Raw genomic sequence first — 16,994 nt, 5'->3', positions numbered from 1 at the left:
CATTACGTCGGCGCGTAATCATAAGATTTCCCTGAAAGGGAGTTGAATTGGGCCCTGAAACCAAAAGAGGCTATTTATGAGTAGTATGGGCATTGCCATTGCGGCAACTGGCCTTTCACTCGTCCTGATATTTGTGTGGATGATCTCGTTGTCGATGCGGAAACAGAGACTCGAGGCAGAGAGGAAAGCTCGCGAAGCCGCTTATCGAAAGGCGATGCATAAAGCGCGAGAGCAAGAGCGTAAAGAGCGAGAGTTCAAAGCAGAAACCGGGCATATCCCCACCATTTTATTTCTAGCGAAAGAAGCCGAAAAGGACAACATTCGTCAAGCGCTGTATTGGTATGATAAAGCCGCTAAACTGGACAATGTGACGGGGATGTACGGCATTGTTCGCTTAAGTGAACGCATGCGCGAAGATGTGATTTTAAAAGAGCAGGCAAACTTCTGGCGTACCGCAATTGCGGGAATGGAAGGGGATACCGAAGCGAAATTTTCGACGGGCAAGGCCTTGGTCTTTGGTCGAGGAACTGAAAAAAATATCCCAAAAGGTAACCAACTGATTGAAACTGCCGCCGAAGAAGGCTGCATTGATGCCATGATTTATATGGGGGAATGGCAGCTTTCACCAGACAATAGTGCAGGACGCAGTGCAGATGCGCTTTACTGGTTTATGAAAGCGGCGGAAAAAGACAGTGCGGATGGCAAAATCCAAGTCGGCTTATGTTACCTAAATGGCATTGGTACAGAAAAAAGCATGGTTAAAGGTTGCTACTGGCTGGAACGGGCCGCGGAAGGTGGCAGTGCTAAAGCGATGTATCATGCTGGCGAAGCGTGGAAGGATAAAGGTAAAACGGGTAATGCAATTGCTTACGTTTGGCTGTTTCTTGCTGCTAATATGGGCTACCAACCTGCACGTACGTTGCGTGATGAAGTGGCAACCAATATTGGTGTTGATGTTGTCGTTGGATTGCAGTCCATAGCGAAGCCGTTGCAAAGAAAGCTGGCCTCAGGAATGGTTAGAAAGCACTCTATTATTCGAGCCCTTAACAAAGTGTACAAACGCGAAGCGTATTTTCCTGCGGAAGAGGAGCTCAATGCGGTGTTGAATGATGAGAATAAAGACGCCTCCGAAGCTTGGGAGGAGACATCAACACTAGATTTTCAGCCTAAGATGACAACGGTAACAGCAGAAGACCAGGCAAGCACATCGCCTAACGAAAAAAAACTCTCTAAAGAGGCGCTCGATTTCACTCAAAACTTCCTTCAGCCATAACCTATCTTATCCAGAAGCCTCAAGATTGAGGCTTTTCTTTTGTCTTTAAAATGTTACGCCAAACCCAAGTCAGCTTAATGTATTTGAGGCTAGACATCCAATGACGTGAAAACTCATTTTCGACATTTGGAGGACGAAAGATGATAAGTCAACCTGTTAAAATCGGTGACGACACCGCCGTAGTCATTCCAAGCGTAATCCTGGCTCAGCTCGGGATAAGGGAAGGAGATACCCTAGAAATCGCACTGAATAAAGACAAAATGGAAATTAAGAAGATGGTGTTGAAAACCAACGCTCCAACTTACTCTGAAGATATTGAGGAGAATTGAGTTAGAGAATCTTGGTTTGTCGGATACACTACTGGTTTCGCAAAACTGGCGCTTGCCGCTGTCTTTGAACTATCGATAACTACAATAAGAGGTAAGGTACTATGCAAGGTATCCTCTCTATACAATCTCATGTTTCTTTTGGTCATGCTGGTAACAGCAGTGCTGTTTTCCCAATGCAACGCATGGGTTTCGAAGTATGGCCGATTCATACCGTTCAATTTTCTAACCACACGCAGTATCAAGAAGGCTGGACTGGGCGAGCGTTTGCGGCTGAAGACATCAGCGAGTTAGTTCGTGGACTTGGTAACATCGGCGCGCTGGAAAAGTGCCAAGCGGTATTGACGGGCTACCAAGGTAGCGCAGAGCAGTGCCTTGCTGTTGAAGATACCGTGACGAAAGTGAAGCAAGCGAACCCGAACGCACTTTACGTTTGCGACCCTGTGATGGGCGCGCCAGACAAAGGCTGCATTGTGGCTCCGGGCATTGCTGAAAATCTTCTAACGCGTTTGATGCCAATGGCGGACGTGATCGTTCCGAACCAATTCGAGCTAAGTCAATTTGCTGAGATGGAAATCCACTCACTAGACGATGCGATCACCGCATGCCAACGTGCGCTAGAGAAAGGTCCAAAAGTGGTGCTAGTTAAGCACCTTTACTGCCTAGAAAATGGCAGCTTTAACATGCTATTGGCTACGCAAGAAGGTATTTACCTTGCGAAGCGTCCTCAATTTGAGTTTGCTAAACAACCTGTTGGCGTGGGCGATCTTATTTCAGCTATCTTTACCGCGGGACTCTTAAAAGGCTGGTCTCCTAAACAAGCTTTCCAACATTGTCACGACGCGTGTTACGGTGTGTTGAGTGCAACGTACCATGCGGGTGAGTGGGAACTGCAAACTATTGCGGCGCAGCAAGAGTTTGTTGAGCCAAGCAAACACTTCCCGATTGAAGAAGTGGCTCTGGTCACCGCATAATTGAGCGCAATTAAACAAAAAAGGGGAGCCATCATCGGCTCCCCTTTCTATTTGTTCTGTCAGTCTTACTGAGCTTTTTGCTGCTCTGATTTACAAACTGCTGCCGTAAAGACAACGTCTGTTGAGCTGTTTAGCGCAGTTTCTGCAGAGTCTTGAATCACACCGATAATGAAGCCAACCGCTACAACCTGCATTGCTACGTCGTTTGAGATACCAAACAGGCCACACGCAAGTGGGATAAGTAGTAGAGAGCCACCTGCAACACCTGATGCGCCGCATGCAGAAACCGCAGCTACAATACTTAGAAGTAGCGCAGTCAGTAGATCAACTTCGATACCCATAGTGTGCACAGCTGCAAGCGTTAGTGTTGTGATAGTGATTGCAGCACCAGCCATGTTGATGGTCGCACCTAGAGGGATAGATACTGAGTATGTATCCTCGTCCAGTTTTAGCTTCTCACATAGTGCCATGTTTACTGGAATATTCGCCGCACTTGAACGAGTGAAGAACGCAGTTACACCACTTTCACGTAGACAACGGAATACAAGTGGGTAAGGGTTTTGTTTGGTTTTAGCGAACACGATCGCTGGGTTTACAACGAGTGCGATGATCATCATTGCGCCAAGAAGAACCGCCAGAAGGTGTGCGTAGCTTGCTAGTGCGCTAAAGCCCGTTGTCGCAAACGTTGAAGCAACCAAGCCAAAGATACCAAATGGTGCAAGACGAATGATAAAGCGCACAATGTGAGACACGCTGTGGCTTAGATCTTCAAATACGGCCTTCGTTGTTGCCGATGCGTGGTGTAGTGCAAGACCCAGACCCACACCCCAAGCAAGAATGCCGATGTAGTTTGCTTCTACTAGTGCATTTACTGGGTTGTCGACCAGTTTAAACAACAATGTGCGTAGAATTTCAGCAATACCTTGAGGAGGCGTTGCACCTTCAGCGCCGGTGACAAGCGTTAAATTGGTCGGGAAAAGGAAGCTTAGAACCACTGCTGATAGCGCCGCGAAGAATGTACCCATCAGGTACAGTACAACGATTGGGCGCATGTAAGTGTGTTGGTTTTTCTTTTGGTTTGCAATTGAAGCGGCAACCAAAATAAACACAAGGATTGGCGCGATCGCTTTAAGCGCACCGACAAAAAGGCTACCAATTAATCCCGCGCTTTCGGCATGGCTTGGAGAAATTGTCGCGAGCAAAATACCAAAGACGATACCGACAAGGATCTGGACGACGAGGTTACCACGAGCATATCGGGCAACGAGGCTGTTGTGTTGCATACATCATTCCTGCAATTTTATGCCAGAGTGGCAGGGCAATAGTCCATCATTACACGGCGATAATGCCCTTATATTACAAGGGGTGAGCATTGCTTCTGGTCACTAAGACACATGATTATCAATTATCCTGTTTTTATAAATTCAGCCATTTTCTTGCTGAATATCACATATCTTAGCTTGGTAATATTTTGTGTCTAGTTTTAGTTTGTTTTTGGATTAAATGTTTGCTCAATGTTATTTAAATAAGATTTTTATGTTGAAAATTATCATTAGTTATGAGTAATGGTTTTTAATAAAGTTGTTAAAAAGGAGACTTTCGTCTCCTTTGATTTTATTGACAACTCAAACGCAACAAATTAATAACTTTGTTGGCGCCTGCGCTTATCACTCATGGCATTTCGAGTGAGTTTCCCGAATTGTCGACTTTGAGCTCGTTGCTCTGCCAAAGTCGCACCGTTAAAGGCTTGTTCTCGCAATAGTTTTTGATAGTTATTGAAACGACGAACTTCCAGTTTGCCATTTTCAATCGCAGTTTGAATTGCGCAACCCGGCTCAGTTTGATGCTGGCAATCACCAAAGCGACAACGCTGAGCGAGAGCCTCAATGTCAGAAAATGCCTCACTGACCCCCGATTCACAATCTACTAGTTGAAGCTCGCGCATTCCCGGAGTATCAATCAAGATGCCGCCATCAGGTAATAGATGGATAGAGCGCGATGTAGTTGTATGTCGCCCTTTGCTATCGTCTTCACGAATATGCCCAGTTGCCTGTTCTTGTTGCCCGAGTAATGCATTAACAAGAGTTGATTTGCCAACGCCTGAAGAACCGATAAAAGCGAGGGTTTGTCCTTCTTTGCACCAGGTCATGAGTTTAGAAGCACTCTCTATTTCTAAGCCGTTGACTGTCTCTATAGCTAATAGAGGGTCGAGCTTCTGTACTTGGCTTTTTAGTTCATCAGTATTGTCACACAAATCGGCTTTGGAAAGCACGATGACGGGTTCGACTTCGGCTTCATGAGCCAAGGCAAGATAACGTTCAATACGACTTAAATTGAAGTCGTCGTTAAGGGAACACACGATAAACACTGTATCCACATTGGCTGCGATGAGTTGCTCTGCCACTTTGCTGCCAGCGGCTTTGCGGCTAAAGAGGCTCAAGCGATCCAGTAAGCGAACAAATTGCTGATCTTCATTTAAGATTACCCAGTCTCCGACGGTCATATTGGGTAAAGAATGGTGGGTATTAAGATGAACTTGCCCAGTTTCTGTTGCCAATAAATAACCACTTCGGTGATGCGCAATTACACGAGCAAAGATAGTGTTGTCGTAATCGTCTAATGTCAGTTGTTGCTGAAAAAATGGTTTCCAACCCAATTGTTTTAGAGGGTTTGAAGTTGAAACTAATGTGTCACAAAAAGTATGTGTTTGATTCATTATTGAATTATCCCAGACGCAACAAAGCGCCTTAATACAAATCGCATTAGGGTCTAATTCGGATAGAGTTGACCCCGGTGAAGACCGGGCAGAGAAGGGGAGTTGTGGCTATGCCACAGAGTTGGTGCTGTTAGGGTTACCCTTGCGATGCCCAGTTAGTGTTATTCAATACAATCATCTTGTGTCCTCTTCGTTGGTTAATAAATAAGTGAGTTAATTAAGCCAAAAGAGTATAGCCGCCGTTTTTTAAAGAGGGTAGCTATACTGCAAAAATATTAACTTTGTTTTGTGATGCGCTCTTCCATAATCTGCGAATACGTGTTGGCTTTTAAGCCGTATATGATTTGGACATGACGATCATCCAATATCACGACGCCATGCGCGCCATGATTTTTGAGTGCGTTCTTATCGATGACGGACGTCGCTCTGAGGGTAAGGCGCAGCCGAGTCGCACATGCACCAGTTTCTAGCAGGTTCTCTATGCCCCCAATGGCGTCAATGATCGTATCGACGTCTTGTTCGACATTGGGGTTGGTATGAGTTAGGAAATTGAAAAATTGCTTCAGCACTGACTTAACCGTCATTTGAAGAGCCTTCGGTCGTTAGTTTTGAAATGGCTTCAACAATCGGTGCCGGTGAGAGTGTATGCGGTACTTTAGTGATTAACGTGCCATCCGGCTTCAAGAAGTAAAAGTAAGAGCTATGATCCAGCGTGTACTTTAGTTCCGAGCCTTCCAATTCTGTCTTACGGAAAATGACACCATAGTTGTGTGCCAAAGGTGTCGTTACATCAAGTGGTGCCGATAGGCCTTCAATCATTGGATGGAAGTAATGGGCATATTTTGCTGATGCATCGGCCTCATCACGCTCTGGGTCTAAAGAAATGAACATCGGGCGTAGTTGTGCTTTTTGCGCGTCGTCAATTTGATTCAGTGCCCCTGCCAGCATTGCAAGAGAAGTTGGGCAAACGTCTGGGCAGCGAGTAAAGCCAAAATAGACAACTCGGATGCGAGGGTCATTCACATCGAAGATATTGACGGCTTGGTTATTTTCCCCAAACAATACCGTTTGTTGAGAGGTGGAACTGTCCACTAGCTCTGGCTTCGTGTTCTGATTATCTAAATAGCTCTTTACGCCAAACCCGAGTGCGAAAGCAGCTACGAGAAATAGGGACCAATTGCGGCTCATAACGATTCCTTATCTTTGCATTTTTATAGCAGGGTAAACGGTATTCTCTCCATCACTGAGTTCACCAACCCAAGTCATCGCATCCTCCGTGCAAACCGGGAGAATGATGTCACCTTGATATTGGCCAGGAGCGATTTGCTTCAGCAAAAACTTAGGCTCACCCATCTCCATTTCTCTTCCTGAAAGACTTAGGATGAGTTGCTTAGCATCGCTTGTATGCCACTCAACATTTAGAGTGGTAGGAACCAAGGGTTGAGCAGTTTCTGAGTTTAGTGTCATCGTAACATTTTCTTGGACGCAAGAGGTTGTAGAGAGAAAGCAGTATTCATCTATTGACTTGCTTTGAGTGGAAGAAGAAAAGCTTTTTATTAGAGTCGGGGCATAAAATCCCGCAACTAATGCGGCTGAAACAGCGGCGATTTGTAACACTTTCATGAAGGTTCAGCATTTATCACTTAACATTACGAGCATCGTAGCACAGATGCGCCGCTCGCCAACTCGTGACCTCGGTAAATTGTGCGTTATACCTCGGTGACCAGCTTCCTAGTAACGCGACGGACTTTATTGCATCAAATACAGCAGAGTTTTCAATTGAGATGTTTTGCCCTTAGCCAATAGATAAAAACGGAGCCAATTGGCTCCGTTTTTATTTGGTTCAGTATGTGTTTGATACCAAAGTTATTTATCTGAATCTGCGAATTTCTCTAGACCCAAAACCAGAGCAATGGCTGCAAGCATCATTACGACAGCAAGTACTAACTGAGAAGGTTGTGATGTCACGTGTTCAAATTCAAATGGTGATAGGTTGTGCTGTAGCAATGGCACTTGTTCGCCCTTCGAATTGGTGCGCCAAGTGATGGTTTCTTTCCATGGCCAAATCTTTGGCAACGTACCAATCATTAATCCAGTCAAAAACATCAGGGTGAAATCACGGAACTTGCGTAGTAACCACGACAATAAGTGAGAGAAGGACAGTAAACCGATCACGCAGCCAGACAAAAATAGCGCTAATGTATCGACTTGAAAACCTTTCACTGCGGCTAATACAGGAGCATACATGCCAATCAGCAGCAAAATAAAACTGCCAGAGATACCCGGCAAGATCATCGCACAAATCGCGATAGCTCCAGCGAATAAGGTGTTAATGGCCGTTGGTTCCATGTGTAAAGGTTTGAGCACAGTAATACTATAAGCAAACCCGACACCAACGAGCAGAATGACAAAGCGGACAAGATCGCGTTGCTCAACCTGACGAATAATGTGATACACAGAGACCAAAATCAGACCAAAGAAAAATGACCAAAGTGGGATCGGGTGTGTGTCAAGAAGCCAAGTAATCAACTTTGCTAGCGTTGCAATACTGGTGAAAATGCCGGCAAACAGAGCGATAAGGAAGAATCCGTTGATGTGATTAAACGCGGCTTTAAACCCTTCTTTTCGCCAGATAGAGAAAAGTGAGGGGTTAATGCGTCGAATGCTTTCAAGCAGCGTATCGTAAATACCAGTGATAAACGCGATGGTGCCGCCAGATACACCAGGTACAACATCTGCTGCACCCATGGCGATTCCCTTGAAGAAAGTAATTAAGTAGTTCATTGCTCTAATGCTAAGTCGTTTCGATGGCAGAGAGTATACAAACATTGCGATGAAAAAAGTATGAAATAGTGCTGTAACTACTTGGTTTTATATCCAATCTATTGCCTATCTTTATTACCCGCCAAGAGACAATGCCGCCGTAACGAGCTTTTAATGCTTGGTTTACATTTTTGAGATGATTAACTCTACTATCAATTATCAATCTTGGTTGCATTATGCAATTGCAATTTGCATTATAAAATTGCATTTTGATAATTTGCGCGTGAATAAATCCAGCTTATATGAGATCTTGTGCCCAAAAATAAGTCTTTTCTTTTTGGCATGATTAATGCATAATACTGCTCGACCCTTCTTAAGCCGAGGGTCACCTAGCCAACTGACGTTGTTAGTGAATACAATTTGTTCACACTAAATATAAGCCAATCGCGATTATTGCGGTTGGCTATTTTTTTATATGAACAACGTTACTTACGTGCTTTGCAAATTGCACTTCTCTTTCTGTCAGTCATAAAAAAGGGCTGACGTGTTATGTCAACCCTTGTGTTTTACTTTACGTTTTAACCCGTTTATCGAGCAGTTCAGTATCCCATTAACTTTAGCAAATTTTCAGCTGTCACAATGGCTTCTTTACGATTAGCAATATTAAGCTTTTGGTACAGGTTGCGAATGTGGGTTTTAATTGTCGTACCTGCCACATCCAGCTCTTGTGCGATTTGCTCGTTACTAAAGCCTGAATAAATCAGTCCCAGAACCTGCCATTCGCGTTGTGTTAATGGGCTGGTACGTACTAGCTCTGGCACATTAGGGTGATTCACCAACTTTTCAATAAAGTCTTCATCAAAGTGAATTGACCGGCTACGTTGATTCGATGAAATGTCCTTCATTAACTGTTGAGCACGGTGACGCTCAAGATCGCCCAGTTCATGGCGGAGGCTCAACTTCTCCAGCAGACCGCCAATGGTTGCACCATCAATCAGGAAGTTTCCGACCATGCCAGTTTGGTTCGTCATTACTAATGCTTCTTTTAACAGAGCCTTGGCTTGCTCCTCATCTTTTTGGCGAGCAGAAAGGACCGCTTCAACCACTAAGTTGCGATTAGTATCTGTGATTAGGTTAGTGCGACGAGCTTCACCTTGGAGGAAATCTAACGCAGCACGAGCGTCGGTATATTGGCCTAAGTTAATGTGGGCGCGGGCAATGTTACGCCATTGCAATTGAGAAAAGTGGTTGCATGCCGATTCAGGACGAACCGCAGTGTTGAGCCATTCTTGCATTGCATCGGTATTCCCGCGCGCTTGCCAAAATAGAATCAACGATAGTGAAGCGTTTGCAGTCCAATCTACGTGGTAAGTCGACTGTTTCATCAAGTGTTGGATGTGCTCAATGAATTTACCGGCTTTGTCTAATTCACCGCGTCCAATCGCAATACGCGCCAACATCGAATAGCTATGTAAGTGCTTGCTTGGTGAATGGTTTTCGAGAATTTGCAGACCTTTGTACGCGCATTCTTCCGCTTCATCAAGTCGGTTCCAGCACCAAAGTACTTGCGCGCGAATACGCAGCAAAAATTCATGAAGAGGAACATGCTGAAGCTGCTGATCTTCAATCAGACGAAATGCGGAATCTTGTAGTTCAAAGGCAGCTTGCACGTAACCTTGTGCAATTAAAATCTCGCTTTGCTGCAATATTGCCCATAACGCTTGGTGATATACTTGATACTGACGAGCTAGCTTTTCAGTTTGTTGCATCATCGGCAAAGCACGGTCTAGTTTACCTAGCACGTGGTTAACTTCACCAACAACCGAAGTCGCCACAATTCGGCTACGGTAAATAGTGTTATCAAGTTGGCTAAGCGCTAGCTCCGCTAATTCGAGAGCTTTTTCTGGTTGGTTACTGTTGATAGCCACTTGAGCAAGCAACGCGTTTGCTTGACCTTGATAATGAATATCTAACGCAATGTTACGCTTTTTGTGTTCCTCTTCCGCTTCTTCAAGCAGGTGGCCCACTTGGTTATAACGATGCTGACTTTGAGCCAACCATGCTCGGAGCATCGTAAGTTTTGGGTGGCTGAACAACAGATCATCGTCCAACTTGTTAATTGAGCTTTCCAGTGTGCTGAGTTCGCCTTGGTTAAACATCTTCCAGCCGAATTCGTTTAGGATCTCTACCACTAAGTCCTTATCATTCGATTTTTGTGCATGATGAATCGCTTGGTGTGGTGCTTTTTGCTGTAACCAAGCGATAGCAGCATTGCGGTGGAGATCTTTTTCTTGCTGAGGAATACGAGCTTGGCGCTCATGAGATAAAAACTCGCCAAATAAGTTATGGAACCGGAACCAGTTCTGTTCCCCTTCGAGCGGGTAAATGAATAAGCCGTAACGGTTAAGCGATTCAATCATTCCCAGTGCGTCTTCGCGTTGGGTAAGGGCAAACACTAGCTCATCATTGAAGTGGTCAAGCACGGATACTTGCATTAAAAAGTGACGAGTTTCGTGATCGAGTAAGTCAAACACTTCTTCGACCAAGTAATCCCACAAGTGCGCGTGATTGAACTGCGATACCGACTCTACAGTTTGCGCCAATGTGCGGTTTTGATGTTGGGCTTGTAATGCGATCAACTGCATCGCCGATGGCCAACCTTCAACATAGGTTCTTAGGCTGTTCGCCATGTCTTCATCAATACCATCGGCGATACGCTGGTTAAAGAAGCGAGTGGTTTCTTCGGTATCAAACGCCAACATCTCGTTGCCAATTTCGATCATTAAATCACGAACACGTAAGTTTGCAGTGCCTAGAGGCGGCGCTGCACGACTGGTTACCACAACGGTGAGGTTGTCTGGCATGTGCTTTAAGAAGAAACGCATGGATTCATGGATTTCATCATTCGTGATTAAATGGTAGTCATCAAGCACCACGTAGCATTCTTGATGAAAGTCAGCCATTTCAGCGAATACTTCGCTAAATAGGGAGCGTAAAGACGAGATCTGACGTTTTTCCGCCAGTTTTTGTGCGTTAGCGCAACTGAAGTTGGTGGCTTTGTTTAATGCTTGAAGCAGATAGTTTACAAAGCGAAAGCCGTCGTTATCGCTGTCATCAATGCTGTACCAACCGACGTTTGGCTTATCGGATAGCCACTGCGCTGCCATTGTTGTTTTTCCGTAACCTGCTGGGGATCGGAATAAAACCAATTTGTAGTAAGGCGCTTGCTGTAGTAAGTCCAACACTCGTGGGCGCACGATGGCATTGTGCAGGCGTCCTGGTCGAGTAAGCTTAGATGGAATCCACATTAGTAGTTATGTCCTTATTTATGTATACCCAAATGACAGCAACGTGATCATTCTAGTAAAGCCCCCTTGAAAGCCGTCTTACTGAATGATGTCATCAGCATCAAAAACACTGTTTGAATACCGGATAATGTCGCTACTATTGGGGCTTGCGTCCGTCTGAAAAACCATTCCATACGGTCACTTAGATATAAAAGCTAGCGAAAACTAGAAATAACTCACATCGCCTAATTCTAGTTTGTATAAAAAGCGTACAATCCTGTGAGCTGAGAGGGATGTTACGACATCAGAAATGTTCGTTACTTTGATCCACTTCCTAATTCTCAAGGGTTGATGGATTTACCATCAACTACGCCCTTTATTTGTGATTGTCGTCACTTAAATGTCGTTTGTTTCGTTAGCGTTAAGATCGCGTTGCACATAGATTACGAAAAGTTCTTCTACGCTGACCGAGTTAATGTGACCGATATTACAATTTTCACATCATCAGATGAGTGGACTATAAAAAGCGTCATGAACGGGTTTTAACCTTTCTCACATTCCATTGTGATCAAAATCACTAAGAACTGGTGCAAAGTTCACTTTGTTGAGATTTGGATCACTAACCTAGCAATGGTACCCCCTCTACGCCCTCAGCCCTCCTCCTTCAAAGGATGAGAATTAGGAGGATGTTTATTCACAGAGGTAAATGCACGATGTATGGCAGATGAATTACCAAAAGACGTGAGAATTTCGTAATGAAACCTACTCAACAAAAACAATTTGACAAGAAGTCGTTCCAAGAAAGCGTAAAGAAACACCTATCTGTAACTTACGCTCATACGATTGAAAACGCAGACAGCCGCGCATGGTACCTAGCAATGGGGCATGCTCTGGCTGAATTTACTACTCTAGATTTGCTTGCGACAGAAGAAGATCCACGCATTAAAAGTGCGAAGAGCGTTAACTACCTTTCGCTAGAATTCCTTATCGGTCGTTTGACTGGTAACAACCTAATCAGCATGGGTCTGTACGAACAAGTAACAGAAGCAATGGCTGAACTGGGTTACAACCTAACTGATCTGCTAGAAGAAGAGCGCGACCCATCATTGGGTAATGGTGGCCTTGGTCGTCTGGCTGCGTGTTTCATGGATTCATGTGCGGCACAAGAATTCCCAACTGTCGGCTATGGTTTACATTACGAATACGGTCTATTTAAACAGTCATTCAAAGATGGTCGCCAGCAAGAAGCACCTGACGCTTGGCGCGGTGTAGAAGGCTACCCTTGGGAAATTGCGCGTCCAGAACTTGCGCAAGAGATCGGTTTCTACGGTCACGTTGAAGTGATTAACGAGAACGGTAAAGAAGTTCGCAAATGGGTACCAGGCATGACAGTAAGAGCAATGCCTTGGGATCTTCCAATTGTGGGTTACGAATCAGACACGGTTTACCCGCTACGTCTTTGGGAATGTCAGGCGATTGCACCATTCTCACTAGCAAGCTTTAACAATGGTGATTACTTCGAAGCTCAGCACGCACTGATCGACGCAGGTAACATCACTAAAGTGCTTTACCCGAACGACAACCACGAGAAAGGTAAAACACTGCGTCTAATGCAGCAGTACTTCCACTCAGCAGCGTCTGTACGTGACATCCTACGTCGCCACGAAGCTGCGGGCTACTCGCTAGCGGATCTACCTAAGCAAGAGACTATCCAGCTTAACGATACGCACCCAACGATTGCGATTCCTGAACTAATGCGCATCCTGATGGATGAAAAAGGTTTAGCTTGGGAAGCGGCTTGGGAAATCAGCTCTAAGACATTTGCGTACACCAACCACACGCTACTTCCAGAAGCACTAGAGACATGGCCAGAGTCGCTAATCCAGCACCTGCTACCACGTCATATGGAGATCATTTACGAGATCAACCACCGCTTCCTACAAGACGTACGTGCAATGTGGCCGGGTGATGTCGCGAAGCAACAGAAGCTTTCTATCATCGAAGAAGGTTTCCACCGCATGGTTCGCATGGCAAACCTATGTGTAATCGGCTCTTACGCAGTAAACGGTGTAGCAGCACTTCATTCTGAATTGGTTAAGAAAGACCTATTCCCAGAGTTCCACGAAATGTACCCGACACGTCTACACAACGTAACGAACGGTATTACGCCACGTCGCTGGTTGAAGTTCTGTAACCCAGGTCTGTCTCAGCTTATCACTGAGAAAGTCGGCCCAGAATGGCCAGCGAAACTAGAGCAACTTGAAGGTATTGCGAAGTACGCCACTGACGCGACATTCCAAAAAGAATTCATGGCAGTGAAGAAAGAGAACAAAGAACGCCTAGCAACTTGGGTGAAAGAGAACATGGGTATCGAGCTCGATACTAATGCAATCTTCGATGTTCAAATCAAGCGTCTACACGAGTACAAACGTCAGCATCTAGACTTGCTACACGTACTGTCTCTGTACCACCGTATTCTTAATGAACCAGGTTTTGAGTGTACGCCACGCGTTGTGTTCTTCGCAGCAAAAGCAGCACCGGGTTACCACCTAGCGAAAGAAATCATCTTCGCAATCAACAAGATTGCAGACAAGGTGAACAACGATCCTCGCATCGGTAACAAGCTGAAAGTGGTATTCATCCCTGACTACCGTGTGAGCATGGCTGAAATCATTATCCCTGCGGCTGACGTTTCTCAACAAATCTCGCTAGCGGGTAAAGAAGCATCAGGTACAGGTAACATGAAGATGGCGCTAAACGGTGCCCTAACTATCGGTACGATGGATGGTGCGAACGTTGAAATTCGTGAAGAAGTGGGCGATGAGAACATCTACATCTTCGGTCTAGACGTTGAAGGTGTGAAAGCGCTAAAAGCTCAAGGTTATAACCCATTTGACTACTACAACGCGGATCACCTACTCAAAGCGTCCATGGACCTACTACTGGGTGAAGAATTCACTCCAGGTCAACCGGGCCTACTACGTGCAACGTACGATAGCCTGCTGGATGGCGGTGACCCATACCTATGTCTTGCGGACTTCGCATCGTATGTGAAAGCGCACGAAGACATGAGCGAACAATATAAAGATCAAGCTGGCTGGGCGAAGAAGGCCATTCTTAATACCGCCCTTGTTGGCAAGTTCACGTCAGACCGCTCAATCCGAGACTACGTGAACAATATCTGGAAACTTGAAGCGGTGAAACGCTAATAGAACCTAGTTAAGACCAAGGTAGCCAAGCGCTACCTTTGGTCATTTTCCAAAAGAAGTTATTGATAACAATAAAACCCTACATGGAAGGTGTTGGTATTACCTTCGGAGAAAGCGATGAAAGAACAAACAGCATTAAAGAAAGTCGCGGAAATGGCGAGATTGGCTGATAGCTATGTCAGTGCTTGGGGAGATGAGGCTAAAGTGTCTGAGGAGACGCTACGCCGCTTGCTCGCTTCGCTTGGCTACGATACTAGCAGTGATGAAAAACTACTGGCTTCTGCTGAAAAGAAACATAAAAAAGACGTACTAGCCCCTGTTCTTGTTTTACGCGACGGCGAACCAGTCGAAGTGGAACTAAACCTAGGTACGAGTGCTCGTGAGAGTGAATTCAGCTGGCGTTTAGAAACAGAACAAGGAGAGGTACTTGAAGGCTATCTTCAGTCCCAAATTGTTCGTGATGAGCGTGCTGAGGGTGGCCCTCTAGTGTTTGCATTGCCAAAGAACTTGGCTTGGGGTTATCACAAACTGATCATCAGTCGTAAGCGTCGTAAAACACCTTACGAGATGTCATTGATCATTACGCCGAAAGCGTGTTTCAAACAAGACGATCTAAACCAACACAAAAAGCTATGGGGTCCTAGTATCCAGCTTTACACACTGCGTACTCAGCATAACTGGGGCATCGGTGATTTTGGCGACCTAAAACAACTGGTGAGTGATATTGCCTCTCGTGGCGGTGACTTCATTGGCTTGAACCCTATTCACTCGCTGTTCCCTGCGAATCCAGAAGGGGCAAGCCCATACAGCCCGTCTTCTCGTCGTTGGTTGAACATCATGTACATCGACGTAAGCTCTGTACCTGAATTCGCGCTAAGTGCAGAAGCACAACAGCGTGTTGGTAGCGCAGAGTTCCAACAACGTTTACAAAAAGCGCGAGACTCTCATTGGGTGAATTACACCGAAGTTTCGCAACTAAAAATGAGCGTTCTTCCGCTACTATTCAGTGAGTTTAAAGCTCGCCATTTAGACAAGAACACCGATCGCGCTCGTGCCTTCTTGGACTTTGTTGAAAAAGGCGGCGACAGCTTGCTACATCAAGCTGCATTCGATGCACTTCATGCTGATTTACATGCAGAAGATGCAAACATGTGGGGTTGGCCTGTATTCCCTGAGAAATACCGCACATTCGACGCAGCTGGTACTCAGAAGTACATTAAGGACAACCAAGATCGTGTTCACTTGTACATGTACCTGCAATGGATCGCAGACGATCAAATCAAAGAAGCGCAAGCGCTAGCCGAAGAAAAAGGCATGGCTGTGGGTTTATACCGTGACCTTGCGGTTGGTGTTGCTGATTCTGGTAGTGAAACATGGGCTGATGAAGGCGCGCTAGTATTGGATGCAAGCATCGGTGCACCACCAGATGTACTTGGTCCACTAGGCCAAAACTGGGGTCTGCCTCCGCTTAACCCTCAGGTTTTAGAAGCGACTGGCTACGACGCTTACATCAAATTGCTACGTGCTAACATGAAGCATTGTGGAGCATTGCGTATCGACCACGTACTTGGCCTGCTTCGCCTTTGGTGGATTCCAAAAGGCGAGAAAGCGACAGAAGGCGCATACCTGTACTACCCAGTTGAAGACATGCTAGCAATCCTAGCGTTGGAATCTCACCGTCATCAGTGTTCTGTAATCGGTGAAGACTTGGGTACTGTACCTGATGAAATCGTTGATATCCTTCGTGATGCGGGTGTGCATTCGTACAAAGTCTTCTTCTTCGAAACATCAAAAGACGACGGCGGTTTTATTTCTCCGAAGCACTACGCTGAGCAGTCTATGGCTGCGCTGTGTACGCACGATATGCCAACACTACGCGGTTTCTGGCACTGTGATGACTTGAAGATGGGGCGTGAGATTGGTCTGTACCCTGATGAGCAGCAGTTGGAAGGCCTATTCGCTGACCGCTTGAAGTGCAAACAAGGCATTCTAGACAGTGTTCGCTGGCATGGCTATCTGCCAGAAGGCATTGGTCATGATGCTCAGTACGTGCCAATGGATTCATACCTAAGCGAAGCGCTGCAACTGCACGTAGCCGCGGGTGACTCTGCACTGCTTAGCGTTCAGCTTGAAGACTGGCTAGAAATGGATCAACCTGTCAATATTCCTGGTACGGTGGATGAGTATCCAAACTGGCGTCGTAAATTGTCGATGAACCTAGATGAAATCTTCAGCCGTGAAGATGTGAATCGTATTTCTAAACGCCTTACTGAAGTTCGCGCACAGGCGAGTAAGTAAGATGCCTAGAGTGACGTAGATGGACGAGCTGATTACCAATTTTGTTAGCTCAGAGGTACGAAAGTTCCGTCTAGGTCACTCATTCCTAAAACACAATCCGTTAGGATGAAGTACCGTTATTATGCCCGCGACAATAGCGGGCATTTTT

General features: G+C 45.6%; 12 protein-coding genes. 5 read left to right on the top strand and 7 right to left on the bottom strand.

Translation table 11 applies throughout. The features are described 5' to 3' along the window. Nucleotides 1-76: 76 nt before the first annotated feature. The 3 genes from R7R78_RS13245 to pdxY all read left to right on the top strand — a co-directional run bounded on the left by R7R78_RS13245 (nucleotide 77) and on the right by pdxY (nucleotide 2,573). On the top strand, nucleotides 77-1,273 hold the full coding sequence (locus tag R7R78_RS13245) for a tetratricopeptide repeat protein (protein WP_042522199.1): 1,197 nt from the start codon (nucleotides 77-79) through the stop codon (nucleotides 1,271-1,273). A gap of 140 nt (nucleotides 1,274-1,413) precedes the next feature. Beyond that, nucleotides 1,414-1,602, top strand: coding sequence for an AbrB/MazE/SpoVT family DNA-binding domain-containing protein (locus R7R78_RS13240; protein ID WP_005374817.1), 189 nt, complete (start codon nucleotides 1,414-1,416; stop codon nucleotides 1,600-1,602). A gap of 101 nt (nucleotides 1,603-1,703) precedes the next feature. Beyond that, entirely contained in the window at nucleotides 1,704-2,573 is an 870-nt protein-coding gene (pdxY, locus tag R7R78_RS13235) for a pyridoxal kinase PdxY (RefSeq protein ID WP_042522192.1), read from the top strand. 65 nt (nucleotides 2,574-2,638) lie between these two features. Here pdxY and sstT read toward each other — a convergent pair whose 3' ends face one another. From sstT to malT, 7 genes are all read right to left on the bottom strand, one after another. Next, on the bottom strand, nucleotides 2,639-3,856 hold the full coding sequence (gene sstT, locus R7R78_RS13230; protein ID WP_213869934.1) for a serine/threonine transporter SstT: 1,218 nt from the start codon (nucleotides 3,854-3,856) through the stop codon (nucleotides 2,639-2,641). Between the two features lie 356 nt (nucleotides 3,857-4,212). Then, nucleotides 4,213-5,289: a ribosome small subunit-dependent GTPase A gene (gene rsgA / locus R7R78_RS13225; RefSeq protein WP_225473757.1), complete on the bottom strand. Its 1,077-nt coding sequence runs from the start codon at nucleotides 5,287-5,289 to the stop codon at nucleotides 4,213-4,215. 275 nt (nucleotides 5,290-5,564) lie between these two features. Beyond that, on the bottom strand, nucleotides 5,565-5,873 hold the full coding sequence (locus tag R7R78_RS13220; protein WP_005384641.1) for a PTS transporter subunit EIIB: 309 nt from the start codon (nucleotides 5,871-5,873) through the stop codon (nucleotides 5,565-5,567). Then, the gene (locus tag R7R78_RS13215; RefSeq protein WP_017820122.1) at nucleotides 5,863-6,477 is read right to left on the bottom strand and encodes an SCO family protein; all 615 of its coding nucleotides are present in this window, start codon (nucleotides 6,475-6,477) and stop codon (nucleotides 5,863-5,865) included. Before R7R78_RS13215 ends, R7R78_RS13220 begins: the two co-directional genes overlap by 11 nt. A 9-nt stretch (nucleotides 6,478-6,486) precedes the next feature. Continuing rightward, the gene (locus tag R7R78_RS13210; protein ID WP_017820123.1) at nucleotides 6,487-6,912 is read right to left on the bottom strand and encodes a hypothetical protein; all 426 of its coding nucleotides are present in this window, start codon (nucleotides 6,910-6,912) and stop codon (nucleotides 6,487-6,489) included. A gap of 243 nt (nucleotides 6,913-7,155) precedes the next feature. Further along, entirely contained in the window at nucleotides 7,156-8,073 is a 918-nt protein-coding gene (locus R7R78_RS13205; protein ID WP_017820124.1) for a DUF368 domain-containing protein, read from the bottom strand. Nucleotides 8,074-8,651: 578 nt separating this feature from the next. Continuing rightward, entirely contained in the window at nucleotides 8,652-11,360 is a 2,709-nt protein-coding gene (gene malT / locus R7R78_RS13200) for an HTH-type transcriptional regulator MalT (RefSeq protein WP_225473755.1), read from the bottom strand. A gap of 734 nt (nucleotides 11,361-12,094) precedes the next feature. Here malT and R7R78_RS13195 point away from each other — a divergent pair. Next, on the top strand, nucleotides 12,095-14,548 hold the full coding sequence (locus R7R78_RS13195) for a glycogen/starch/alpha-glucan phosphorylase (protein ID WP_005374836.1): 2,454 nt from the start codon (nucleotides 12,095-12,097) through the stop codon (nucleotides 14,546-14,548). A 117-nt stretch (nucleotides 14,549-14,665) separates the two neighbouring features. After that, on the top strand, nucleotides 14,666-16,846 hold the full coding sequence (gene malQ, locus R7R78_RS13190) for a 4-alpha-glucanotransferase (protein WP_005374838.1): 2,181 nt from the start codon (nucleotides 14,666-14,668) through the stop codon (nucleotides 16,844-16,846). Nucleotides 16,847-16,994 lie beyond the last annotated feature (148 nt).

The organism is Vibrio sp. 2134-1, assembly GCF_033339495.1.
Note: the sequence above shows the minus strand (reverse complement) of the source record. Positions and strands in the feature narration are given on the sequence as shown.